This window comes from Xanthomonas hortorum (genome assembly GCF_011305375.1).
GTDB classification, from domain to species: Bacteria; Pseudomonadota; Gammaproteobacteria; order Xanthomonadales; family Xanthomonadaceae; genus Xanthomonas; species Xanthomonas hortorum_E.
Genome location: NZ_VCME01000017.1, coordinates 88,702 through 114,229 on the forward strand (window position 1 = coordinate 88,702; position 25,528 = coordinate 114,229).

General features: G+C 64.8%; 16 protein-coding genes and 1 riboswitch. Of the genes, 10 read left to right on the plus strand and 6 right to left on the minus strand.

Going from position 1 to position 25,528, the window contains the following annotated elements; all coding sequences use genetic code 11:
- Positions 1-173 precede the first annotated feature (173 nt).
- The 5 genes from FFY45_RS15620 to FFY45_RS15640 all read left to right on the plus strand — a co-directional run bounded on the left by FFY45_RS15620 (position 174) and on the right by FFY45_RS15640 (position 7,536).
- Positions 174-1,955 (plus strand): autotransporter assembly complex protein TamA, encoded by a 1,782-nt coding sequence (locus tag FFY45_RS15620; RefSeq protein WP_176341123.1) that lies wholly within the window; start codon positions 174-176, stop codon positions 1,953-1,955.
- Positions 1,952-5,806, plus strand: a complete 3,855-nt coding sequence (locus FFY45_RS15625; RefSeq protein ID WP_176341124.1) for a translocation/assembly module TamB domain-containing protein — start codon at positions 1,952-1,954, stop codon at positions 5,804-5,806. Before FFY45_RS15620 ends, FFY45_RS15625 begins: the two co-directional genes overlap by 4 nt.
- 633 nt (positions 5,807-6,439) lie before the next feature.
- Positions 6,440-6,868, plus strand: a complete 429-nt coding sequence (locus FFY45_RS15630; RefSeq protein ID WP_176341125.1) for a hypothetical protein — start codon at positions 6,440-6,442, stop codon at positions 6,866-6,868.
- 10 nt (positions 6,869-6,878) lie between these two features.
- Entirely contained in the window at positions 6,879-7,328 is a 450-nt protein-coding gene (locus FFY45_RS15635) for a type II 3-dehydroquinate dehydratase (protein WP_176341126.1), read from the plus strand.
- Positions 7,309-7,536: a hypothetical protein gene (locus FFY45_RS15640; RefSeq protein ID WP_006449106.1), complete on the plus strand. Its 228-nt coding sequence runs from the start codon at positions 7,309-7,311 to the stop codon at positions 7,534-7,536. The genes FFY45_RS15635 and FFY45_RS15640 overlap by 20 nt, the downstream gene beginning before the upstream one ends.
- Positions 7,537-7,634: 98 nt before the next feature.
- Here the strand turns inward: FFY45_RS15640 and FFY45_RS15645 are convergent, their stop codons facing one another.
- A complete protein-coding gene (locus FFY45_RS15645; RefSeq protein ID WP_176341127.1) occupies positions 7,635-9,365 on the minus strand; it encodes an outer membrane protein assembly factor BamB family protein in 1,731 nt (576 codons plus the stop codon).
- A 533-nt stretch (positions 9,366-9,898) separates the two neighbouring features.
- Positions 9,899-10,483 carry a gluconokinase gene (locus tag FFY45_RS15650; RefSeq protein WP_168957534.1) on the minus strand — a complete coding sequence of 195 codons (585 nt, stop codon included), beginning with the start codon at positions 10,481-10,483 and terminating at the stop codon, positions 9,899-9,901.
- Positions 10,484-10,641: 158 nt separating this feature from the next.
- Here FFY45_RS15650 and FFY45_RS15655 point away from each other — a divergent pair, with 158 nt between their 5' ends.
- From FFY45_RS15655 to FFY45_RS15665, 3 genes are all read left to right on the plus strand, one after another.
- Complete coding sequence (locus FFY45_RS15655) at positions 10,642-12,024, plus strand: MFS transporter (RefSeq protein WP_176341141.1); 1,383 nt, start codon at positions 10,642-10,644, stop codon at positions 12,022-12,024.
- Positions 12,025-12,026: 2 nt separating this feature from the next.
- Positions 12,027-14,444, plus strand: coding sequence for a GH36-type glycosyl hydrolase domain-containing protein (locus FFY45_RS15660; protein WP_439333543.1), 2,418 nt, complete (start codon positions 12,027-12,029; stop codon positions 14,442-14,444).
- Between the two features lie 562 nt (positions 14,445-15,006).
- A complete protein-coding gene (locus tag FFY45_RS15665) occupies positions 15,007-18,456 on the plus strand; it encodes a hybrid sensor histidine kinase/response regulator (protein ID WP_176341129.1) in 3,450 nt (1,149 codons plus the stop codon).
- Between the two features lie 183 nt (positions 18,457-18,639).
- On the opposite strand, the gene FFY45_RS15670 is transcribed toward FFY45_RS15665, so the two are convergent.
- The 4 genes from FFY45_RS15670 to FFY45_RS15685 all read right to left on the minus strand — a co-directional run bounded on the left by FFY45_RS15670 (position 18,640) and on the right by FFY45_RS15685 (position 23,088).
- The gene (locus tag FFY45_RS15670; protein ID WP_176341130.1) at positions 18,640-19,227 is read right to left on the minus strand and encodes a manganese efflux pump MntP; all 588 of its coding nucleotides are present in this window, start codon (positions 19,225-19,227) and stop codon (positions 18,640-18,642) included.
- A gap of 12 nt (positions 19,228-19,239) precedes the next feature.
- A riboswitch (yybP-ykoY riboswitch) is annotated at positions 19,240-19,402 on the minus strand.
- A gap of 115 nt (positions 19,403-19,517) precedes the next feature.
- Complete coding sequence (locus FFY45_RS15675; RefSeq protein WP_439333545.1) at positions 19,518-20,990, minus strand: S41 family peptidase; 1,473 nt, start codon at positions 20,988-20,990, stop codon at positions 19,518-19,520.
- 118 nt (positions 20,991-21,108) lie between these two features.
- Positions 21,109-22,224 (minus strand): helix-turn-helix domain-containing protein, encoded by a 1,116-nt coding sequence (locus tag FFY45_RS15680; protein WP_176341143.1) that lies wholly within the window; start codon positions 22,222-22,224, stop codon positions 21,109-21,111.
- Between the two features lie 114 nt (positions 22,225-22,338).
- Positions 22,339-23,088 carry an IclR family transcriptional regulator gene (locus FFY45_RS15685; protein ID WP_104552262.1) on the minus strand — a complete coding sequence of 250 codons (750 nt, stop codon included), beginning with the start codon at positions 23,086-23,088 and terminating at the stop codon, positions 22,339-22,341.
- A 180-nt stretch (positions 23,089-23,268) separates the two neighbouring features.
- Between FFY45_RS15685 and fucP the strand changes: the two genes are divergently transcribed.
- Complete coding sequence (fucP, locus tag FFY45_RS15690) at positions 23,269-24,573, plus strand: L-fucose:H+ symporter permease (RefSeq protein ID WP_176341131.1); 1,305 nt, start codon at positions 23,269-23,271, stop codon at positions 24,571-24,573.
- Entirely contained in the window at positions 24,570-24,938 is a 369-nt protein-coding gene (locus tag FFY45_RS15695) for an L-fucose mutarotase (RefSeq protein ID WP_176341132.1), read from the plus strand. Before fucP ends, FFY45_RS15695 begins: the two co-directional genes overlap by 4 nt.
- Positions 24,939-25,528: the final 590 nt, after the last annotated feature.

Here is a 25,528-nt window from a genome sequence, read left to right on the forward strand (position 1 = left end):
TCTCTCTCCAAAGGTGTGGAACAGGGCGCGCGGCAATCCGGGGGAGGGCCGCTTGGCATGCTGTCAACGAAACGTTAACAACACCCCGACTCTAACCAGCGCATGCGCGTCCGTATAGTCGAGATTGCTTAGATTTTTTGTCCCTTCACGCCCAGGCTGGGTATCCTTTGCCGATGCTTAAAGTCGTGTTTGCTCTCTCCCTGGTGTGCACTCTGCTCGTTCCGCTGCAAGCGGCTGCCCGCGGAACCATCGACAAGATCGAAATCAAAGGCTTGGACGGCGACGACGACGCCGAGATGATCGAGAACATCGAAGTCTCCCTGTCTCTTTATGAGGCTGTCGGCAAGGAGCAGGGCGAGTCGCGCATCGAGTATTTGCTGGCGCAGGCCGAGCGGCAGACGCGTGAGGCGTTGGAGCCTTTCGGCTATTACTCGCCGACCATCGAACTGGCTGCACCGCGCGAAGGCGACAAGGTCACGGTGGTGATCACGGTAGAGCGTGGCGAGCCGGTGCGGGTGCGGCAGTCGCATATCTCCATCACTGGCTGGGCCGAGCAGGACCGCTACCTGGGCCAGGACCTCAAGCAGTTCGAGCCGCACGAAGGCCAGGTCTTCAGCCACCCGCAGTACGAAGCCAGCAAGGTGCGCATCACCCGTCGTCTGGCCGAGCGTGGCTATTTCGATGCCGACTTCACTCAACGCCGCGTTGCCGTCACCCGTGCCGAGCATGCCGCCGATATCGATTTGAACTGGGACAGCGGCCGCCGCTACGACATGGGCAAGGTGCACTTCGATTACGACTACTTCCGCGAAGGCCTGTTCGACCCGTTGGTGTACTGGGACGAAGGCAGCTACTACCACGAAGGCAAGCTGGATCGCCTGCGTGAGTCGCTGACCAAACTCGATTACTTCAGCACCATCGACATCCAGCCCAAGCCCGAAGACGCCGACGACCAGGGCCGCGTGCCGGTGGAGGTCAAGCTCACTCGCGCCAAGCGCACCGTCTACACCTCCGGCTTGAGCTACGGCAGCGAGAGCGGCGCCGGTGTGCGTGGCGGCGTGGAGCGGCGCTACGTGAATTCGCGCGGCCACAAGATGGACACGCAGCTGGATTACGCGCAGAACCGCAAGAGCCTGACCACCAGTTACCGTGTGCCGGCGTTCCGTTGGCTGGATGGCTGGTACACCGCCTCGGCGCGGCTATACGACGAACAGACCGACTACATCGACCTGCGCAACGTCAAACTCACCGGCAGCCGCAGCGGCCAGATCAACGAGCGCTGGAGCGCGATCGCCTCGATCAACGCCTTGCGCGAGCGCTGGCGTTTCAGCAGTGGCGACGATTTCGAAGGTGCGGTGTACGAGACTTCCACGCTGGTCTATCCGCAGTTGCAGGTGAACTACGTCAACGTCGACGACCGCCTGTTTCCGCGCAGTGGCGTGTCCGGGCAGGCGTTCATCCGCGGCGGTGCCGAAGGCGCCGGCTCGGACACCAACTTCGGTCAGGTCTACGGCCAGTTGCGCTGGTTTCTGGGTGCCGGCGACAACGGCCGGGTGATCCTGCGCGGCGAAGGCGGCACCACCTGGACCAGCGATCTGGTGGCGATGCCGCCGAGCCTGCGCTTCTTTGCCGGTGGCGCCAACAGCATCCGCGGTTATGCGTTCCGCGAAGTCGGCCCACGCACGCCCAGGCCGGACGAATTCGCACTCGGTGCCAAGAACGTGGTCACCGCCAGCGCCGAGTACGAGCATTACCTCAAGGGCGGCCCATGGGGCGGCGCGGTGTTTGTCGATAGCGGCAGCGCCTTCGACGACACGCCCGACTGGCATACCGGTATCGGCTTCGGTCTGCGTTGGCGCTCGCCAGTGGGACCGGTGCGCGTGGACATCGCGCATGGCCTGAACGACCCCGACTCGCAGTTTCAGCTCTATATCGATATCGGGGCCAACCTGTGAGCACGCCTACGCCGACCCCCGCACCGCGCCGCGCGCGTTTCTATCGCCGCCGCCGGTTCTGGGTGGGCTCGGGCTTGACCGTGCTGGGATTGGTGCTGCTGGCCCTGATCGCGGTGTACTGGTTGCTGCAGACCGTGGCCGGGCGCGATGTGCTGCTGGCGCAAGTGGTGGCGCGCTTGCCGGTCGGTGCCACGTTTACTTACGGCAAGGTCGAAGGCCCGGTCGCCGGTCCGCTGACCTTGCGCGATGTCGATTTCCGCTATCAGGACATCCATTTCACCGCCGAGCGCGTTTATCTGGAACCTGACCTGCGCCCGTTGCTCGGCCGCAAGCTGCAGCTGGATGCGGTGCAGGTCAGCAATGCCACCTTGAATCTGGGCAAGAGCGACGAACCGTTCACGCTGCCGAGCTGGCCCGAATCGTTGCCGCAGATCAACGTACCGCTGGCGATCCAGGCCGACAAGATCGCGGTGGACAACCTGCGCATCACTCAGCTGCAGCAGCCGATGATCGTCCTGCACAAAGTGCAGGGCGGGCTGGAAGTAGCGACCGGCGAGTTGCGTACGCGCAATCTGGTGGTCAATACCGACATGGGCGACTTCCGCCTGCACGGCGACTACGTGCCCAACGACGATTACCGCGCCGACCTCACCGCCACCGCCGTGTTGCCGGCCGCACGCGGGCGCACGCCGGCCAGCCTGGGGCTGGTCGCTCGCGGCGATCTGGACAAGATGGAAGTGGCCATCGCCGGCCGCGCGCCGGCACCGCTGCAGGCCAGCCTGGTGTTTACCGGGCGCGACAATCCCACCTGGACGTTCAAGGCGCTCACCGACGCGCTGGATACCTCCCTGCTGATGCCGGCCAGCAACGGGCAGTACGCCGCCCCGGCCACGCCGATCGCGCTGAACCTGCAAGCCTCCGGCAAGGGCGGCGGCGCCGATCTGCAAGGCAGCGTCAAACAAGGCGAGCTGAGCGCCACGCTGCAGCCCTCGCATATCAGCCTGCTGGACCAGGTCATCACGGTCGAGCCGCTGGTGATCGATACGTTCGAAGGCCGTACGCAGTTGCGTGGTACTGCGGATTTCCGCGACACCCAGAATCCGAGCTTCCGTTTCGCGGTCAATGCCAGCGGTTTGCGCTTTACCCCGACGCCGGACCCGGCCACCCCCGAGGCGCCCGCTGTGCCGGTGGAATTGGTCGACGCGCGTCTGGGTGTGGCCGGCACCTTGAAGGCGTGGGCGGCGATCGGCCGCGCCACGCTGGAACGCGACGGGCAACAGGCCGCGCTGGTGTTCGACAGCCGCGGCAACGATCAACGTGCACAGCTCAAGCAGGTGCAGGCCAAAACCCCGGGCGGCTCGCTGGATCTCACCGGCGAAGTGGGCTGGACGCCGGAGCTGCAATGGGATGTCACCGCGCAGTTGGCCAAGTTCGATCCGGGCTATTTCGCGCCGGGTTGGAACGGCAATCTCTCTGGCAAGGTCGCCTCCAAGGGTCGCCAGTTGCCAGCACCGGCCGGCGGCGTATCGCCGGGCTTCGAAGCCACTGCGGATATTCCGACCCTGACCGGCCAGCTGCGTCAACGCGCGCTGTCGGCCAATGGCAAGTTCGCCCTGCGTGGCGAACAGGGAGAGGGCGAATTGCAGCTGTCGCTGGGCAATAGCCGCATCAACGCCAAGGGCAAGGTCGGCGACCAGCTCGACATCGCCGCGCAACTGCAGCCGCTGCAGCTGGACGATGTGCTGCCCGGCGCCACTGGTACGGTGCGCGGGCAATTGCAGGTCAGCGGCCGTCGCGACGCGCCCGACATCACTGCCGACATCGTCGGCAATGGCTTGCGTTGGAACGACTACAGCGCGCAGAGCATCAGTTTGCGTGGACGGTTGCCGTGGCGCGGCAGCGATGGACAACTGGCATTGCAGGGCACCGCGATCGAAGCCGGCGTGGTGCTGGACAGTGTGCGCGTGCAGGCACGTGGCGCGGTGGAAGCCTTGCGCCTGGACGCCGACATCGCCAATAGCATGGCCAACGTCGCGCTGCAGGGCGATGTGCGTCGCAACGGCGAGCGTTGGCAGGGCCAGGTTGGCACCTTGCGGATTGCACCGGCCAAGGGCGCTGCGTGGGCGCTGCGGCAGCCGGCGCAGTTCAGCACCGACGGCGCGGCATTTACCTTGTCCGATACCTGCCTGGGCGCTGCCACCGGCGGCGCGCTGTGCGCCAGTGCCAACTGGCCGCGCGAAGGCATGGTGGTGCACGGCGATGCATTGCCGTTGTCGCTGGTGCAACCGTGGTTGCCCAAGCAGCAAGGCCGACAGATCTATCTGCGCGGCGAACTCGCGCTCGATGGCAGCTTCAAGCCGCGCGGCAATGCGTGGGAAGGCTCGTTCCGCATCGCCTCGCCCGAGGGCGGTATTCGTCTGGGCGAAACCCGTTATGCGGCCGTGGCCGGCAACCCCAATCGCGGTGAGTTGCTGCGCTATGACCAATTCAGCATGCAGGCCGATTTCAATCCGCAGCAGATCCAGGCCAAGCTCGGTATCGGTTTCCAGGGCGCCGGCTTTGTCGACGCCAAGTTCAATACTGGTTGGGATGCGTATGCGCCGCTCAACGGCGAGCTGTATCTCAATATGTCGCGCTTGTACTGGCTGGAGCTGGTGGTGGCCGATGTGGTGCAGCCCAAGGGTCTGGTCGAAGGCCATGTGAGCCTGCGCGGCACCCGCGACAAACCGCTGCTGGGCGGCGATGCCACCTTGAGTAACTTCACTGCCGAATATCCGTCGATGGGTTTGACCCTGAGCGAGGGCAAGGGCCGCTTCGACGCTCTGCCGGATGGCTCGGCCAAGATCACCGCATCGGCCAAGTCGGGCGAGGGCACGCTCAACATCGACGGCGGGTTGTCGTGGTTCGGTACCACCACGCCGTTGCTGCTGAATATCCGCGGCGACAACGTGCTGGCCTACAACACCAGCGAGTTGCGCATCATCGCCAACCCGGACATGCAGTTCGGCATCACCGACAACACCATGCAGTTGCGCGGCAAGGTCACCGTACCGGAAGCCGATATCGACCTGGAACGCCTGGATCGCGGCACCTCGGTGTCCGAAGACGTGGTGGTGCTGGACCCGGTGGATCCGGAAGCCGCGCCAGCCTCGCCGCTGGATATGGACCTGGCCATCGTGCTCGGCGACAAGGTCAACATGAGCGGCTTCGGCTTGAAGGGTGGGCTGAGCGGGCAGATGCAGATCCGCGCGCGCCCGGGCCGCGAAATGACCGCCAACGGTGGGCTTGATGTACGTGGCCGTTACAAGGCCTATGGCCAGGATCTGACCATCAGCCGCGGCCAGCTGACCTGGAACAACAACATCGTCTCCGACCCGCGCGTGAGCCTGCGCGCCGAACGCAAGATCGGTGACGTCACCGCCGGCATCGACGTCAGCGGCCGCGCCGAATCACCACGTGCCGATGTGTGGTCGGAACCGGCGATGTCGCAATCCGAAGCACTGTCGTACCTGGTGCTCGGCCGTGGCCTGTCCACCGCCAGCAGCGACGAAACCCAGCAGGTCAGCGCCGCCTCGGCCGCGCTCTCGGCCGGCAGCAGCCTGATCGCCTCGCAGATCGGCGCCAAGCTCGGCCTGGACGAAGCGGGGGTGAGCGAATCCAGCACCGTCGGCTCGGTGGTGGGCTTCGGCAAGTATCTCTCGCCCAAACTCTACGTCGGCTACGGCGTCTCGATGGTCGGCAGCGGCTCGGTGCTGACGCTGAAGTACCTGCTCAGCCGCGGCTTCGATGTGGAAGCCGAATCGAGCACAGTGGAGACCAAGGGCTCGGTGAACTGGCGGCGGGAGAAGTAGGGGGCAACAGTTCGCTGGCGGAAACTGCTGGTCTATCTGCGAAGTCTGCCGCTGGTAGCTTGCAGATCTTTGTTGCGTGGATAGAAGGTTATATCGGTTGCGTCGGCATGTAGCTTCCGAGTGGTGGTGAGAAATGACTCCAGGCGGACTGATTTACGATTGACCCGTAAGTGGTGTTACACAATGATTTCCAGGTAATTCAGGCGAGCACAGCATGAGGGCTGCGAGAAGAAGATGGCTTCGGACAGTTGTCGTTTATCAGGTCGGTTACATCATCTTGTTTTCCGTGTTCTTTCTGATACTCCAGTGGTCTGGAGTCGATTTGGCATTGGCCAAAACAGTGAAGCTGTTTTTCTTCTCGGAATTGTTGCTAATGGTAGCGCTGGCAATCGATTACTCGAAAATGCGTAGGCGGTAATTGCACGCCCTGCGGGACCAGGTTCCCAGGGGGTAAACGCTTTTCAGCCCCAGGTGCGTTGAGCATCATCATCACTTGCATGTCGTGCGGTTTCGACTGGTGAGCGCAAGCCGTTACGTACTTTTTATGCCCGCCAAGTGGTGCGCGCATAGTCTTTTTACGCCACGCAGATCTACCTTGGCACTCCCGCACTGTGGTGCGTTGAGTCGAACACGATGTGTATCCTGATTTTGCGTGGTCCGCAGGCCGATCCGGCGCAATTGGCGCCGCTGCAGCTGCCCGAGTGTGCTGGCCGTGCGCTGCGTACGCTGGCATGTGTTGATGTAGATAGTTTGATCGCTGGGTTGCATGCGGCTGGTGGCGATGCCGAGGTGGAGCTGGTGTTGCTGGATTCGGGCGATCTGCCGTTGTCTGAGCGCAGTTGTGCGAGGGCCTTGCGTGTTGCCGTGGATGCATTGCCTACGCCGTATATCGAGCTTCATACCGATGCCGACCAAGAACTGGAGCCGTGGCTGCATCCGCAGCACGCACCGTTGGCGGTGGTGATCACGCCGCGCGATGCGCCGCGTGCGTATGCGATGTCGCTGGGGATTGCCGCGCGTTGCTTGCCGACCTTGCGCGCGCCGTTGCGCGCTGCTGCCTGAGGACACCGACATGTCGATCATGATCGTGCGTGGGCCGGAAGCAGCGATGCCGCTGGTGCGTGGTCCGCAGCCGTTGCCGCGTGCCGTGATCCGGCAATTGGTGGCGTGCGCAGGGGATGCGGGCAAGACGGTGGCGCTGCGTGCTTGCGGGTCCGAGCAGGAGTTGCTGGATGCATTGCGTGTGGCCGGTCAGGCGCGGATGGAAATCGCGTTGATCGATCCGGGCAGTTGCGTGGACAGCGTGCGCTTGCATCGCGTGCTCAGCGCGTTGCCGTATCCGTTCGTGGAGGCCCATGACGATAGCGTAGACCGGCCGGAGCGATGCCTGCCGGAGGGTTTCGGGCAACGCATTGCGACGGTGCGCGGCTACTGTGCGCAGAGCTATCTGCTCGGGCTGGAGATCGCGTTGGAACATCTGGGCTGCACGGAGATCCGGGGCGATGTCCACGTCGGTACCTGAGCTGCGCCAGCTGCATTACTTCGCCGACTACGAAGGCTATTGCGACGGTCGGCCGGTGCTGTGGGGGCAACTGGCCCACAGCGTGGAGGTGCCTGCCGATGGCGTGCTGGATGCCGCCGGATTGGTGTGTGCGTTGCGTCGTCGCGCGGCGGAGGCGCACGGGCTGGAAGCGGGACAGATCCGCTTATGCCAGGTCACGCGGCTGTAGCGGCGTGTTCCCGCCACACACAACGACGCCACCCGAAGGTGGCGCCGTTGTTCTGCCGTGACTAGCCGTCATTCAACGCAATTCACGTGTGTTGACGCTTACTTGGCCGCGCTGCTGTCCGGCACGAACTTGATCAGCTGGTTGCTGGTTGCAGCAGTGCCAAAGTTGAAGCGGCCGTAGCCGGCGCCCCAGTAAAGCGCGCCGTTCGCAATCGCGGGCGAGCTGATCACCGAGCCGGCAGCGTCGTAGTTCCACAGCGTGGCGCCGGTGTCGGTGTCGAGTGCGACCATGTTGCCGGCCATCGAACCGGCATAGAGCAGGTTCGGCGAGACGGTCAGCGAGCCCTGGCCGCCGGCCGGCACGGTCGGGTTCACGCGGTTGATGCCGGGCACCTTGACCTGCCACTTGATCTTGCCGGTCGCTGCATCCAGTGCCGCCCACGAACCGCCATTGTGACGTTCGGTATTGGCCGGCCCCAGCGTGTAGCTGGCATTGGAGCTGTTGTTGATGGCCACATAGACCTGCGACTTGTACGGGTCGAACGCGGTGCCCCATTCGACGCCGCCGGTGGTGCCGCCCGGGCCGACCTGGGTCGACCACACCTTGGCCCCGGTCTTGGCGTCGAAGGCCCAGTAGATGCCGCTCTTCTGCCCGGCGCCGATCAACTGCTGCGGCTTACCGTCGCGCCACACGGTGAATAGCTGCACGCCGGCACCGCCGAAGTCGTAATCGGGACCGGTGAGGTTGGTTGCCTGGGTGTTCGGGCACAGGCCATTGGTGGGCGCGACGATGCAGGACAGATTCCATGCGTCGTAGCCCTGCGCGCGATTGGCCCAGACCAGCTTGCCGGTGTCCAGGTTTAGCGAGATCACCGAGTCGACGTAGTTGTCCGGCGCCATGCAATCGAGCTCGTCCTGCACGGTGAGTTCGCTGCCGCGGTAGGAGCGCGCGTTGGACACGCAATTACCCACGCTGGCGGGAATGTTGTAGTTATTGCCGGTGCCGAAATACAGGCGGCGGCTGATCGGATCGATCGCCACCTGGCCCCACACCGATGCGCCGGTGTAGCCATCGGGGACGTTGTAGAACTGCCACAGCTTCTTGCCGGTGTTCAGATCGAGAGCCACCACGCTGCCGCGGAAGCTGAAGGTGTGGGTCGCGTCGAGATTGCCCCAGTCGCCGGAGGACACGGGCACGTAAATGCGGTTGCCGTAGATGACCGGCGAGGAGGTGATGCGCGCCTGCGGGTTGGCTTCGACGGTGCTCGACCACAACAGCTTGCCGGTCTTCTTGTCGATCGCCAGCACGGTGCCGGCAGCCTGGTCGCCGACGATGATGCTCTTGGCGCTGATGGCTGGCGTATTACGCGTCACAGAGTTGGCATTGCCGGTGTAGTCGGACAGCTTGGCCTGCCAGTTCGGCTTGCCGGTCTGGGTGTCGACGCTATACAGCGTGCCGCCCCAGTCGGGGACGTAGAGCGTTCCACCTTCCACGCTCGGCGTGGCCGAGATGTCGCCTGTGGTGGTCAAGGTCCATGCGGGCTTGAGTGTCTTGGCGGTGGTGCGATTGATCTTCCACTCGCCCGGTGCGAAGCGCGAGTTGAAGTAGCCGCCACCAGCGCTGGGCCAGCTGCTGGGGCTTGCGAACGGAAGGTCGTTGCCGAAGCTGCGCCAGACCTGGCCGGAGCGCGCGAACGCCTGGGCATCCAGGGACGACACCGACTGTTGTGCGGTTGCTGGGCTGGACTGGGCGAAAGCCACTGCGCTGGCAAGCAGGCAGGGAACGAGCGTCAAACTGCGAAATCGCAAGCGGCGAATAGAGTTGGTCATCACGGCATGTCCATTGATGGAAGGAAGCGCTGGATCCCCCCGGATCTGCCGACTGAAGATGGCCGATTGTGGTGACCGTGCAACACAGGCGCGCCGCCGCATTCACGCAACGGTCGGGTCTGTTTGCATCTGGTGTCACCAGCTCGAAAAAATTGCGTTCACCGTGTTCGGTATTCGCACAAATGGTGATGGTTCATCACTATTTGCGCGTGCTGCGATAGGGAAAATGATTCGTCGAGGCGATTGGTATTTCCATACAGAACAGCGGTCTGCAAAAAGTAACCAGGAAATTTTGCGCCACCTTGTGAGGGGCGAGAAGGCACGGTTTGGGCGCCACTGGCGCGCGTGCCTTGGAGCGCCCGCGTCGCAAACGCGGGCCGGGCGCGGAGCGGGGGTTGGGGTGAGGGTACGGTGGCGAAGGCACACAGGAGTTTGGAGTGCGAGGCTTCGCTCGTACCCTCATCCGCCCCTTCGGGGCACCTTCTCCCGGTGGGAGAAGGGAATAGGCGGGCGCGGCTGCGTTACCTAGCGCGTCACGCACTTTGAGGTGAGTGTGCCGCTGTGTGCACTGCCGCGGGAGCGATCAGCGCCAGCTGCGCGATCGCATCCTGTACTACCTCCGGTACCGTTGCGTCCACATCCACCGACACCACGTCGGCTTCGTCCAGTGGCAATTCCAAGGTCTGCAATTGACTCTCCAGCAGACTGGGCGGCATGAAGTGGCCGGCGCGTGCGCTCAGGCGCGCAGCGATGACGTGCGGGGCCGCATGCAGGAACACAAAGCGCATCGGCACGCCGCTGCGGCGCAGCAATTGGCGGTGGGTACCGCGCAAACCCGAGAACGCCAACACCACCGATTCGCCGGCATGCACACAGTCGCGCAAGGTGGCCGACAGCAACTCTACCCACGGCAAACGCATCGCATCGGTGAGCGGTTGGCCGGTGGCCATCTGCGCGCGTGCGGCCACGCTGTGATAGTCGTCGGCATCCAGAAAACGGTAGCCATAGTGCGCTGCCAGGGCCTGGGCAATGGTGGTCTTGCCGCTGCCCGAAACACCCATGACGACGATGGCCAGGGGCGAAGCGGACGCGGGTGTGTGGGTTGCGGCGGTGTCCATCACGTCAGGTTATATCTCCGGATCGATTCGGCATGTTGCCGGATTTCACGTTGGCGGCAGCCGATGCGTGGTGTAGCGTCGGCGCTCCTCGCCAGGTGAGCGGGCCGCCCAGCGTAACGGCGCGCTCGGCCGGGTTCAACGCACTCCAAGGCCAGCCGATGACGTCATCACCTGCAACGTCTCCTGCATCGGCGCGCCTGCGCTGGCGCGAAAAACTGGGCTACGGCGGCGGCGATCTGGGCCTGAATCTGTACTGGGCCAACATCTCCGCGTTCTTGCTGATTTTCTATACAGACACCATGCATCTGCCGGCGGCGGCAGTGGGCACCATGATCTTGCTGACCAAGATTGCCGATGCGATCGCCGATCCGGCGATGGGCGCATTGGCCGACCGCACGCGCAGCCGCTGGGGCAAATTCCGCCCGTATCTGTTGTGGGGCGCAGTGCCGATGGCGGTGACCGGCGTGCTCGCCTACACCACGCCTGCGCTGGATCAGAACGGCCGCATGTGGTGGGCCACGATCAGCTTTCTGGTGATGATGCTGGCCTATACGGTGGTGAGCATTCCGTACTCGGCATTGTCGGGCGTGATTACCGCCGACAGCAGCCAACGCACCAGTTTGATCAGCCTGCGCTTCATCGCCGCGTTCGCCGGCACCACCTTGGTCAATTACTGCACGCTGGATCTGGTGGCCTGGTTCGGTGCCGGCAACGATGCGCTGGGATGGCAACGCACGATGATGCTGTACGGCGCAGTGGCCGTCGCACTGTTCGTCACCGTGGCCTTGACCACGCGCGAGCGCGTGCAACCGCCGCCGCAACAACGCACGCCGGTGCGCCAGGACATCGCAGATTTGCTGCAGAACAAGCCGTGGTGCGTGCTGTTCGTGCTGTCGCTGATCATCATGATCACGATTGTCATGCGTGGTGGTGCCGGCGTGTATTACCTCAAGTACTACGTGCAGCGGCCGGAGTTGACCGGGCTGTTTCTGGGCGGGTATTCGGTGGCGTTGGCGGTGGGCGCGGGCATCACCCCGTTGCTGACCCGGCACTGGGACAAACGCCGGCTGATGACCACGCTGATGGCGGCCGTTGGCGTGTTGAGTTGCCTGATGTTTTTCATTCCCGCCGATGCGGTGTGGGCGATCTTTGCGCTGAACATGTTGATCGGTCTGGCGCTGGGACCCAAATCGCCGCTGGCATTTTCGATGTATGCCGACACCGCCGACTACACCGAGTGGCGCACCGGCCGCCGTGCGACCGCGATGACATTCGCGGCAGCCACGTTTTCGCAAAAGCTGGGCGGTGCACTGGCCTCGGCCGGCATCGCCTGGGTGCTGGCCGGCATGGGCTATGTGGCCAACAGCGCGCAGTCTGCCGGCTCCTTGACCGGCATCGTGCTGCTACTGACGGTGATCCCGGGCGCGGTCGCGTTGCTGGCGGCCTGGACCATGCGTTTTTATCCGCTCGATGATGGCTTGTTGAGTCGCATCCAGCACGAACTGGCCGCGCGCAAGCGCGACGAACAGGAGCATCGCTGACCGTGTCTGCAACGTCCATGGCCGATTCCGAAACAACCTCCAACGCCGAAGATATTTGCACGTTGATGGCGCCCAGCGCCGACGGCGCGCGTTATGCGCTCTACAGCCCCACCGCGATGCCGAACGCGGGTGGATTTTTGTGGAACCGCCGCATGATGTTGCAGCTGACCTGCCGTGGTTACGCCACCGGGCAGTTCATGCAACCGGAGCCGGCCAAATATGCGCATGCGCCGCTGCTGGAAGCGCGCAATTTCATGATGCCCGAGCAACCGTACTACGCGCATCACCCCGGGCGCTTCTTCTACCTCAAGGACGAAGAGACCGGCGCGCTGTATTCGGTGCCGCACGAACCGGTGCGCGCATCGCCGGAGCAGTTCGAGTTTTCTGCCGGCAAGCACGATGTGCGTTGGCGCGTGCGCCACGATGGCATCGTGGTAGAGCTGTGCGTGGCGTTGCCCACCGACGATGCGGTGGAGTTGTGGGAATGCCGCGTGCACAACCTGTCCGGGCGCACGCGCAGGCTAAGCCTGTATCCGTATTTCCCCATCGGTTACATGTCGTGGATGCATCAGAGCGGCGCTTATGAGCCGGCACTGGGCGGCATCGTCTGCCGCAGCGTGGCGCCGTATCAGAAGGTGGATGATTACTTTCGCCAACGCGATTTCAAGGACTGCACCTTCCTGCTGCACGAGCAGCCCCCGGTGGCATGGGACGCGCAGCAGATGGCGTTCGAAGGCGAAGGCGGTCTGCATGCGCCCTCGGCAATCCAGGCCGAGCAGCTGGGCAACAGCGACGCGCACTACGAGAACCCGGCAGCCGCGTTGCAATATCGCCTCACGCTGGAAGCCGATGCGGCAAGCGTGTATCGCTTCGCGTTCGGCCCGGCCAAGGACGATGCGGAAATCGCCACGCTGCGTGCGCGTTATCTGTCCGAGGCAGGCTTCGCTGCAGCCGCGCGCGAGTACGCGCAGTATCTGCAAGGCGGGCAGGGCTGCGTGCAGATCGCCACGCCCGATCCGGCGCTGGACAACCTGGTCAATCACTGGCTGCCGCGGCAGGTGTTCTACCACGGCGACGTCAATCGCCTGACCACCGATCCGCAGACGCGCAACTATCTGCAGGACCACATGGGTATGGCGTATCTGCAGCCGGCCACCGCGCGTGCTGCGTTGTTGCACGCGCTCTCGCAGCAGGAACCCAGCGGGGCGATGCCGGACGGCATTCTGCTGGTGGAGGGTGCCGAGCTGAAATACATCAACCAGGTGCCGCATACCGATCACTGCGTGTGGTTGCCGATTTTCCTGAGCGCGTATCTGGCCGAAACCGGCGATGCCAGCGTGCTCGATGAAGTGGTGCGCACGCACGACGGACACGCGCTCAGCGTGGCCGAGCGCCTGGATGCGGCGATGCAGTGGTTGCTGGATGCCCGCGATGGGCGGGGTTTGAGTTTCATCGCGCAAGGCGATTGGTGCGACCCGATGAACATGGTCGGCTGGCGCGGCAAGGGTGTGTCCGGCTGGCTCACGGTAGCCACCGCGTATGCGTTGCGGTTGTGGTCGGGCATCTGCGCCGCGCAGGGGCGCACTGCGCAGGCGGAGACATTTTCGCAGGCAGTGCAGGCGGTCAACGCCGATGCCAATCGCGAATTATGGGACGGCAACTGGTACGCACGCGGCATCACCGACGATGGTGTGCGCTTCGGTATCGCCGAGGATGTGGAGGGGCGCATCTATCTCAATCCGCAAAGCTTTGCGCTGCTGGCCGGCACTGCCGATACGGCGCAGCGCGAGGCGTTGTTGGACGCGGTGCGCGAACAACTGCACACGCCATACGGGCCGATGATGCTGGCGCCTGCCTATACGCAGATGCGCGATGACGTAGGCCGGTTGACGCAGAAGTGGCCGGGAGCCGCGGAAAACGGCGCGGTCTACAACCACGCAGTGGCGTTCTATCTCTACAGCCTTTACCAGATAGGCGAGGCCGATCGCGCCTGGGAGATTCTGCGCGCGATGTTGCCCGGTCCTACACGCGAGGACGCGCTGCAGCGCGGTCACTTGCCGGTGTCGCTGCCCAACTACTATCGCGGTGCCTGGCACCAGTACCCGCGTACAGCCGGGCGTTCGAGCCAGTTGTTCAATACCGGCACGGTGGCCTGGGTGTATCGCTGCGTGCTGGAAGGTTTGTTCGGCCTGGTCGGCGAGGGCGACGCACTGGCGATCCGCCCGCAGCTGCCCTCGCACTGGCCGCACGCCCAGGTGACGCGCCAGTTCCGTGGCGCGCAGTTCGAGGTGGCGCTGACGCGTGAGCCCGGGCGCACGCAGGTAGAAGTGGCGGTAGATGGCGCCCCCTGCCCGGATCAGCGCGTGCACGGCATCGTCGCCGGGCGTACGTATCAGGTGCAGGTGCGCCTGCCTGGCTAGGAGCGGTCAACAAACCGCAGCTAGCGCCAGTTTGGGGGGCGTAGTGGTTTTATTAGCCGCATCATGTTGGATGCAGTCAAACGCCTGGGTGGTCGAGGGCGCGGTGCCCTCACCGTCCGCGGACACGCCGCAAGTACGTCCATGTAGGCTCGGTGGCGGCATCCATGCCGCCACACGGTCCCGCAATCGGTAAGGACACCGCACCAGAATGTTGGTCGGTCGCCGGGTAAAAAGCTGAGCGTCTCGCAAGTTGCTTGGGCTTGCAGGTGGGGGTTGTAGAACGACACGATAGCTAGCCAACTAAAAGCACCTCATGCATGGCTTGCAGCCACGCACACCGACCATCCCGACTGGTCCTTGCCCGCCTACTGTCGCGGGACCTTACGCGGCATGGATGCCGCGTAAGAGCCTACATGGACGTACTTGCGGCGTGTCCCGCGACGGTAGGCGGGCAAGGGCCCTGCAGCCAAGCCGCAGATCAGCCGCCCTGCAGCGAAACCCCCAATCCCCAATCCCCACTGCGTAAACTCCCAGGCTCGCACCGCACCGCCTAGGACACCCATTGGTCTCGAGCTGGATCCTGCTGCTGGTCTCCGTCGGCTACGCCGCGCTGCTGTTTGGCGTGGCGTGGTGGGGCGACCGCCGTCCGCTGTATCCGGAGCGGCCGTGGCTACGCCCCGCGGTCTACAGCCTGGCGCTGGCGGTCTACTGCTCGTCGTGGACCTTCTACGGTGCGGTGGGTTCGGCGGTGCGCAACGGCATCGGCTATCTGCCGATCTACCTGGGCCCGCTGCTGCTGTTGCTTTTCGGCTGGCGCATCATCGAGCGGCTGGCGCTGATCGCCCGCGCCGAAAATACCGTCTCCATCGCCGATTTCATTTCCTCGCGCTACGGCCGCTCGCGGCGGCTGGCCGCGTTGGTGGCAGTGATCGCGCTGGTCGGCATCGTTCCGTATCTGGCGCTGCAGTACAAAGCGGTGGCGATGAGCCTGGAAGTGCTGACCGGGCATAGCAGCGCCGGGCGCGGCATCTTCGCCGACCCGGCCTTGTATGTGGCGCTGTTGATGGCGCTGTTTGCGACCTTGTTCGGCACCCGCCAGGTCGATGCCACCGAGCACCATCGCGGCATGATGCTGGCGATCGCGCTGGAGTCGGTGATCAAGTTGATCGCCATCGTCGCGGTGGGGTTGTTCGCCTGGGTGTGGCTGAGCGACCACCAGGTGCCCATCGCCGAGTCGGCGCGTACCTTGTTCGAACACACGCCGTCGGTGGGGTTCATTTCGCAGACGCTGCTCAGCTTTCTGGCGGTGATCTGCCTGCCGCGCCAGTTTCATGTGGCGGTGGTGGAATGCAGCGATGTGGGCGACATCCGCCGCGCGCGCTGGTTGTTCGGCGCCTATCTGGTGATCATCTCGGCGATGGTTGTGCCGATCGCCTCGGCCGGCGTGGCCTTGTTCGGCAAGGGCAGCGCGGTGGCCGACGATGCGATGGTGTTGGCGCTGCCGTTGAGCCAGGGCAATACCGTGCTGGCGTTGGTTGCCTATGTGGGCGGGTTTTCGGCGGCCACCGGCATGGTGATCGTGGCCAGTATCGCGTTGGCCACCATGGTCAGCAACGACCTGGTGATGCCGGTGCTGCTGCGCCGCCGTGGCAGCGCCGATGCGCGCGCGGCAGTGGCCTCGCGGGTGCTGTGGATCCGTCGCGTCGCCATCCTGCTGTTGGCGCTGGTTGCCTATGGCTATCACCGCAGCGTGGCCAACGACACCACCTTGGCGGCGTACGGCCTGATGGCCTTCGCGGCGGTGGCGCAGTTCGCGCCGGGCGTAATCGGCGGGCTGTATTGGCGCGGCGCCAGCCGCAAGGGCGTGGAGACCGGCATGGTGCTGGGCTTTGCGACCTGGATCTACACGCTGCTGCTGCCGGCCGCCACGCGTGCGGGCTGGTTGCAGCCGGAGTGGCTGGTGGACGGCCCGTTCGGCATCGCCTGGCTGCAGCCGCAGCAACTGTTCGGCATGCGTGGCTGGGACCCGCTGGCGCACGGCACGTTCTGGTCGCTGCTGATCAACGTCGGCGCGATGATGCTGGTGTCGGCGCGCTGGCGTCCGGGTGTGGACGAACGCTTGCGCGCGGCGCCGTTTCTGGACCCGTATGCGCAGCGTCCGGCGGTGGCCGGCGATTGGCCCGGCCATGTGCGCGTGGCCGATCTGCAGGCGCTGGCCGAGCGTGTGGTGGGCGAGCGGCATGCGCACCGCGCCTTCGTCGACCAGGCGGTGCTGCTGGAACGCGAGCTGCAACCCACCGTGGTGGCCGATCGCGCCTGGGTGCAATTCACCGAACGCCTGCTCGCCGCCTCGATCGGCGCCGCCTCCGCGCGCCTGGTGCTGACCAGCCTGTTGCGCGGCTCGGGCATGGAGCTGGGCGAAGTGGTGGCGGTGCTGGACGAAGCCGGCCAGGAGCTGCGTTTCAATCGCGAAATCCTCTCCACCACGCTGGAAAACATCAGCGCGGCGGTCAGCGTGGTCGACCCCGAAATGCGTCTGACCGCGTGGAATCGCCGCTACCAGCAGCTGTTCGGTTACCCGGACGGCATGCTGTACGTCGGCCGCCCGGTGGCCGATCTGATCCGCTACAACGCCGAGCGCGGTGAGTTGGGCGAGGGCGATACCGAAGACCAGATCGATCGCCGTATCCGGCACATGCGCGCTGGTTCGCCGCATGTGTTCGAGCGTACCCGCAGCGATGGCAAGGTGATCGAAATGCGCGGCCAGGCGCTGCCGGGTGGCGGCTATGTCACCAGCTACAACGACATCACCGACTACAAACGCGCCGAGCGCGCGCTGCTGGACGCCAACGAAAACCTGGAACAACGCGTGGCCGACCGTTCGCGCGAGGCCGAGCTGGCGCAGCAATCCAAGACGCGCTTTCTGGCCGCGATCAGCCACGACGTGTTGCAGCCGCTCAATGCCGCGCGCCTGTTCGCCTCGGCCTTGCGCGAGAGCCATCAGAACAACGAAGAACAACGCCATCTGGCCGAGCGTGTGGATGCCTCGCTGCGTGCGGCCGAGGAACTGCTCGATGGCCTGCTCGACGTCTCGCGGCTGGATGCCGGCGGTCTGCGGCCCACGGTCGAGGACTTCGATGCCAGTGCGCTGATGCACGAGCTGGCCGCGCAGTACGCACCGGTGGCCTCCAGCCGCGGCCTGCAGTTGCAGGTGCATAGCCGCGCATTGTGGGTACGCAGCGACCGCCGCCTGCTGCGCCGGGTGATGCAGAACTTTCTCGCCAATGCGCTGCGTTACACACGCCAGGGCCGCATCGTGCTGGGCATGCGCGGGCGCGGCGAGCAGGTGGAACTGCAGGTGTGGGATACCGGTCCCGGCATTCCCGAACACCATATGCGGCAGATCTTCGAAGAGTTCCGCCGCTATCAGCAGCCGTTCGACTGGGGCGAGCAGGGCTTGGGCTTGGGTCTGTCGATCTGCCAACGCATCTCGCGTTTGCTCGATCACGATCTGAGTGCGCGCAGCCAGGTCGGCCGCGGCAGCATGTTTTCGATTCTGTTGCCGCGCGTGGCCGCGGTGCCGCTGCCGCCCGTGGTGCCGGTGATTGCGGTGCGGCCGTTGCCTAGCGGCGATTCGCTGGCGGGCCTGCGCGTGCTGTGCGTGGACAACGACCGCGAAATTCTCGACGGCATGTGCGCACTGCTCGGCCGCTGGCAGGTGGAAGTGATCACCGCCAGCACCGTGGACCAGGCGCTGGAGCGCGCGCGCGAACAACCGGACCTGATGCTGGTGGATTACCACCTGCACGACCGGCTCGATGGCCTGGACACGCTGGACGCGGTGCAGGCCGCCGCAACCGCGCCGATCGCCGGCGCACTGCTCACTGCCGATGGCCGCGACGAACTCAAGCAACTCGCGCGTGCGCGTGGCTATCGTTTGCTGACCAAGCCGGTGAAGCCGGCCTCGTTGCGTGCGTTCTTGAGCGCGCATCACGATGCGAAAAAGCGCTGAGGGGTGCATCTCTGCCATCACCGCGACATGCAGGACTGCACGCGGCATCGAGTAAAAGTCCCATGATGCCTATCGCGCGCGGAGCGCAATGCCATGCATCGTAGGAGCGCACCCGGGCGCGAGAGGCATTACCGATAACGCCTCGTCGCGCCCCGGTGCGCTCCTACCGGGAACAGGCGTGCGCTATGCCGCGCCGCTCAGGTGTTCGTACAGGATCACGCTGCCGACGATCACCAGAATCAAACCACCGAGAATCTCGGCGCGTTTGCCGATCAGGTTGCCGAGCACGCGGCCCAGCATGACGCCTGCGGTGACCATGCTGAAGGTGCACAGCCCGACCACCACCGCCACCACGCCGATATGCACGTCGAGAAACGCCAGGCTTACGCCAACCGCCATCGCATCGATGCTGGTGGCAAAACCGGTGGTGGCCAAGGCCAGCAACCCATGCCGTTTCGGCGTATCGGAAGACGCCTCGTCCACATCATCGTCCGGTTCCTGGCGCAGCCCGGCCACGATCATGTGCGTGCCCAATGCGCCGAGCAGTACAAAGGCGATCCAGTGATCATAGGCGGACACATAGCTGGACGCGGCGCGCCCCAGCAGCCAACCGATCACCGGGGTGATCGCCTCGATGCAACCGAAGATCAACCCGGCGCGTAGCGCATCGCGCCACTGCGGCTTGCGCATCGCTGCGCCCTTGCCGATCGCTGCGGCAAACGCATCGGTCGACATTGCGAAACCGATCAACACAATGGAAAAAGGGGACATCGACATTCTCGGGTTGGGCACGATCGCAACGACATGCGCCCGCGCCAACCGTTGTTGTGCACGCATGCCGCTGGTCTCGCCAAACCGAAATTGGTTGCCTGCACCACGGCGCGAGGGCCGAGTATGTTGATGCAGGCGCTTCCGACGATGCAGAAGCAGGCTACTCCCCAAGGGGCGCGCAGTGTACCAACGCATGGCCGCGTTCGGTGCGCCTGCACTGCACGCGCAGGTCGGTCTGATCTTTATAGCCGTGGCTATGCGAGAGCGCTGCGGTGTACCTGCGGCTGCGCTTAAGGCGTGCGCAGCAAGGTGTTGACGGCGTCCATTTCGACATCCCTGCCGTGTTGCAGATCTTCCGCGGTGATGGTTACCGGCACGTCGGGCAACACGCCGCTATCGGGTTGTGCGCTGGTTGGAAACTGTCCGACCAGCGGTAGGTCCACTTCGATTTGCGAGTTGGGCAAGTGCAGGAAAAAGAACGCGCTGCCATTGGTGCCGCGCAGATTTCCGCCGGTGGGCTGGCCGACCAGGGTGGCCAACCCGCTGCGCTGCACCCGCTGCGCGAACGCGAAGGTGGCCGAGCTGTTTTCCGGGCCGATCAGCACAAACACCTTGCCGTCGAAGGGCGGCGCATGCGGTGTCGTGCGGGCTTGCGCATCTGCATCGGATGCAGGGTTGAGCGTGTAAAACCGCGCGTCGTAGGCAACCGCACGCGTGCCCCAGTCGCGAAAGGACGCGTCCCAGGTGGTGACGTACGCCGCCAGCGCGTCGGGCAAGCGCCGGTAGCGCACCAGCGTGCGTATCTGCGGCGCCGCTCTCTCACGTGCGGGCAGATACCCAAGCAAGGCGCTGCCCACATCCAGCCCGCCCTCGTTGCCGCGCAGATCGATCACCAACGCTGGAATCTTGCGGTCGGCCAATGTGGCGAAGCTGCGCGCCAGAAATGTCTGCCAGTCCCACTCACTGTCGTACACCGCCCAGGTCGGCATCTGCAGCACCGCCACGCCGGGTGTTGCCAGGTCCAGACGCCATGGCGGCGCTGCACTGTCGTCGCTGCGCGTGGGGATCATCGCGCGGCGTTGCGCCGCACTGAGGCCGTGGACGCGCACTTCGCGTTCCTTCGCCGCTCCTGGCCCGCGCACGCGCAGCAACGGGTTGGCCGACAGTTGCGGAAACAGCAGCGGCAGGTAGACGTCGAAGGCTTCGATGCGTGCGAATCCTTGCACTTCCATCTGCGCGATACGCTTGCCGTCGTTGCTGCCGTCAGCGCGCGCCACGTTCATCAGCGCGGCCAGGATCTGCGCCGAGGCAATGCCATCGATCGCCAGCACTTCCGTGCCGGGTACCAGTGTGGGCTGATCGGAGCCGTTGCGACTGATGACCATCCGGCCCTGCAGCCAGCGGAAGTGGAAGGGCAACTGCCTGTCGTTGTCGAACAAGGCGTGCCGGACCGGTTCGGGTTGATTGAGGAAATTGGGAAAGCTATGGCCGCAGCGCACGCTGGCGGTCAGGCGAGAAATGGCCAGGTAGGTCTGCGCGAGCGTTGCGCCGTTTTCGAGTTCGGCACGCAAGGCATCGAAGCGCTGCGTGATTTCCTGTTCGGTGGAGTAGCGGTACAGACCCGGATGCAGCGCCACATAGGCGCTTTGCAATACATCGATATCGGCGAGCAGCGCCGGGCCTGCGAGCGGGCTGTCGCTGCGCAGCGTTGATGGCGGCGTTGCAGTCCCGCCGGCGCATGGCAGCCAGATCGACAGCAGCATCAGCAACGCAGCGAGATGGCGCAGGCGCGGTGACATGGCGACTCCTTGTGTGAGAAGCCGCCAGCATGCTCAGGGGTGCCTCGGCAGACGACTCAAACACGCAATCGCTGAGCGATTTTCAAGCGATGCGACGTTGCGTGCGCCGGTAGTCGCTGGGTGTGCAGCCGGCACAGGCGCGAAACACGCGGTTGAAGCTGGCCTTGGAGCCGAAGCCGACCGCCAGTGCGATGTCCAGGATGTCCTGATCGCCGCCCAGCAGGCGCTGCGCTTCGGCGATGCGCAGCCGATTGAGGAACGTGCTGAAGGTCTGCCCCAGCCCCTCGTTGAGCGCGCGCGACAGATAATTGCTGTTGGTGCCCATGCGCCGCGCCAGCTCGGGCAGGCTGAGGTCCGGCTCGCGCCACCAGCCATGCGCGGCGACCTGTGCTGCGACCTGTTGCCCCAGCGCGTGCCAGTCCTTGTCCTGGACGGGAGCGGGCGCTGGTTCGCCTGCTCGGTCTGCTGGCGCATCGTGTGGCAGCACCGCATCGCGCGGCGGATAGTCGACCCTGGCGTGGCGCCAGCCTTCCAGACCTAGGTAATAGATCAGCGCGGCGGTCGCCAGATAGCGCGGAAACTCATCGACGTAAGACAGCCGATGCCACAGCCGGTCGCTGGCGGTGAAGCCCAGCCGCAACAGCACCAGCGATGCGGCGGCCAGCAGAAAGCCGCGCAGCCACGGCAGCCGCAGTTCCTCGCGCGCGCCGCTGTGATGTTCCAGCCAGCGTTGATAGGCCAGGTATTCGCGCCAGGCCAGCAGCAGATAGAACGTCAGCGAGGTCAGCACCAGCGTGTCCTGCAGCGGCGCGATCCAGGGCACGTGGACGGCAGCGTTCCAGGCCCATTTGCGTTGCAGCGGCCAGGTGAACAGCCACGTGTAGTAACCGCCTTGCAGCAGCGCCGGCAGCAGATGCAGCGCCCAACGAGGCGGCAGGTGCTGACGCGCCAGTTGGCGGACGTAGAGCCACAGCAGCGGCCCGATCGCCAGCTCCCAGAACAACGGTGCGTAGGTCAGGCCCGGGTAGGCATCGTAGGCGCCGGCATAGCCGAGCGTATAGGGCGTGATCAGGGCGACCACCACCAGCAGCAGTGCGGCCAGGCAGCGGTTGGCGATGCGATTGACCGGGGCCAGCAGCAACAGGCTAGCGCCAAGCACGCCATGCGCGCTGCCGAGCAGCAGGATGGTGCTCCACATCCCGAACTTGATGCTGGACATGCGATCCCGCTTGGTCGATCGCGCCGAGTATAGGGGCGATCGGCGGCGGCTCGGGCGCAGGCGCGTTACGCGCGGCGCTCCGCTTCTGCGCGGTTAGTGCAGCCCGCTGGAAATCTCGGCGGTGGCCGCACACAAGGCCTGCAATGCCGCTTGCGGGCCAACCAGCTCAGGGCGCCGTTCGATGAAGGGCACCGTGAGCGTGTAGGTGGCGCTGCCGCGTTGCAGGATCGGTGCGGTCAGATCGACCACGCCTACCACCGCTTCGCTGGGTTGCATGGCGTAGCCATCGGCGCGTGCCTGCGCGGCGGCAGCCAGGAACTGCGCGCGTTCGAATGGCACCTCGCTGGCATCGAGCATGTCGAGCCAGCGTGCCTGCACCTCCGGCTGCTGGAAGGCGTACAGCACCAGCCCGGAACTGGAATGCGTCAGCGGGCGGCGATGGCCCGGGCGTACCACCAGGCCCAGATCGCTGGGCACGTCCATCTGCGCGATCACCACGATCTGGTCGCCGGACGGCGCCACCAGGTGGCAGGGCTGATAGATCGCATCGGCCAGCCGGCGCATCACCGGCAACGCCGCTTCGCTGATGCTCTGCACCTGCGGCTGCTGCATGCCGAGCATGAACAGCCGGTTGGTCAGCACATAGTCGCCTTCGCCGTCGCGGGTGAGATAGCCGCGCTCCTCCAGCACCTGCAGCATGCGGAAGATCTCCCCGCGCGAGCGGCCGATGCCCTGCGAGATCGCGCCCATGCTCATCGGCTGCGCCTGGCGGGCGAGCAACTCGAGGATGTCCAGCCCCTTGTCCAGGGCGGGCGCGCGGTACTTGGCGGGTTCGGTGCTCATCCGTTTGCGGCTCCAGGCAAGGCTGCGGCGCGCCAGGGTACAGGCATCGCGGGCAGCGGTGAGGTATGGCGCGTGCGTGCAAATATAAACAAAGATTTTATATTTGCATGGCGCTGGCGTGCGCAGTACGCTCGCCGCACAGCAACGCAAGCGCCACAGCCTTGGGAGGGGATCGGTCGCATGCATCACAGTGACATTGCCGCGTCACCGCGCGGCAACCTGGCGCGTACCGCCATGGTTCCCCTGTTGTTGATCGTCAGCCTGTTCTTTTTGTGGGGCATGGCCAACAACCTCAACGACATCCTGATCAAGCAGTTCAAGAAGGCCTTCGAGCTGTCCGACCTGCAGGCAGGCCTGGTCCAGAGCGCGTTCTACTTGGGCTACTTCGTGTTCGCCATGCCGGCGGCGATGTTCATGCGCCGCTACAGCTACAAGGCGGCGGTGGTGCTGGGCCTGCTGCTGTATGCGTGCGGCGCGTTCCTGTTCTATCCGGCTGCGCAGGTGCATACCTACTGGCTGTTCCTGCTGGCCTTGTTCGTGATCGCCAGCGGCCTGGCGTTTCTGGAAACCACCGCCAACCCGCTGGTGACCGTGCTCGGCCCGGCAGAGGGCGCGGCGCGGCGGCTGAATCTTGCCCAGGCGTTCAATCCATTGGGCTCGATCACCGGCGTGCTGGTGGGCCAGCACTTCATCTTCTCTGGCGTGGAGCACACCCCGGCCGAGCTGGCGGCGATGACGCCAGCCGCGCGCGCGGCGTTCTTCGCCACCGAATCGTCTGCAGTGCAGACGCCGTATCTGGTGATCGGCGTGGTGGTGGTGCTATGGGCGATCCTGATCGCGCTGGTGCGCTTTCCCACCGGCGATGCGGGCGTGGGCGAAGCTGCCCCCAAACGCGCGCGCTTTGGCGAGTTGTTGCGTAACCGGCTATTCGTGTTTTCGGTGGTGGCGCAGTTCTTCTACGTGGGCGCGCAGGTTGGCATCTGGAGTTATCTGATCCGCTATCTGCAGGACGGTGTGCCGGGCACGCCGGAAAAAACCGCCGCCACGTATCTGACCATCTCGCTGGTGCTGTTCATGGCTGGCCGCTTCATCGGCACCGCGCTGTTGCGCTATCTGGCGCCGGCGAAGTTGCTGGCCAGTTTTGCCACGATCAATCTGGTCTTGTGTGCGGTGGCGATTGCGCTGCCCGGTTGGACCGGCCTGTACGCATTGGTCGCCGCGAGCGTGTTCATGTCGGTGATGTTCCCGACCATCTTTGCGCTGGGCCTGGATGGCATGCACGACGACGCGCGCAAGCTGGGTTCGTCGCTGTTGGTGATGTCGATCATCGGCGGCGCGCTGCTCACTGCGGTGATGGGCGCGGTGTCTGACATGGCCGGTATCCATTGGGCGATGGTGGTGCCGGGCGGCTGCTTTGCGGTGATCCTGTTGTTCGCATTGCGCGCGCGTCGCGCTGCGCCGGCGATTGCAGGAGCGGGCGCATGAGCACGCGGCGTCTGTGCTACGTGCTGGATCTGCACGACGACCCGCAACTGATCGCCGAGTACGAGCGCTGGCATCAACCGACGCAGGTGTGGCCGGAAGTGGTGGCGTCGTTGCGCCAGGCGGGGATTCTGGAGCTGCAGATCTTTCGCAGCGGCGATCGCTTGGTGATGTTGATGGAAGTTGGCGACGATTACGATCCGGCGGCCAAGGCGGCGCGGGATGCGGCTGATCCGCGGATTCAGGCCTGGGAAGAGCTGATGTGGCGGTTTCAAAAGCCGTTGCCTGGCAGTGCGCCGGGGGAGAAGTGGCGCGAAGCCGGGCGGATTTTTGCGTTGAGTGAGGCGGTTGGTGTGGGGCGGGGTTAGGGTTTCGCCCAGTCTGTTTCTGCGGATGTGTTGACTCCGCAGTAGGGCGTTGGTCTTGCGTCTCTTTGCCGCTGCCGCTGCTGTGCTGGTGCGGCGCATCGAAACAGGGTGTTTTCTTGCAGGCGCATCGTGCGTTGTGCCTGCTACGCAGCGAAAGCGTGACAGCAGGCAGCAACGAAGAATGCCCCGCCACTGCTTTTGCGCATGCGTGGTCCGCACAGTTGCGCTGCGTGATGCATTGACGCTGGTGCCGCGCGGCTGGCAGGTGCTACGCACGTGCATCGCAAACGCTCCAACTAAGAGCGGCTAACAAAACCTGGCGAGCGCTCGGCTGGCGGTGAGTGCAGTGATTTTATCGGCCGTCTTTTGATAGATGCCGTCAGAAGCCCAGGTCAAAGGCTGAGTGGTCGAGGGCGCGGTGCCCTCACCGCTTGCGGGACACGCCGTAAACCCGTCCATGGGGGCTCGGTGGCGGCATCCATGCCGCCACACGGTCCCGCAAGCGGTGAGGACACCGCACCAGACAGTTGCTGGCTGTTTTATTGAAAGCCATGCGCACCGACCCTCTCCACCGGTCCTTGCCCGCCCAC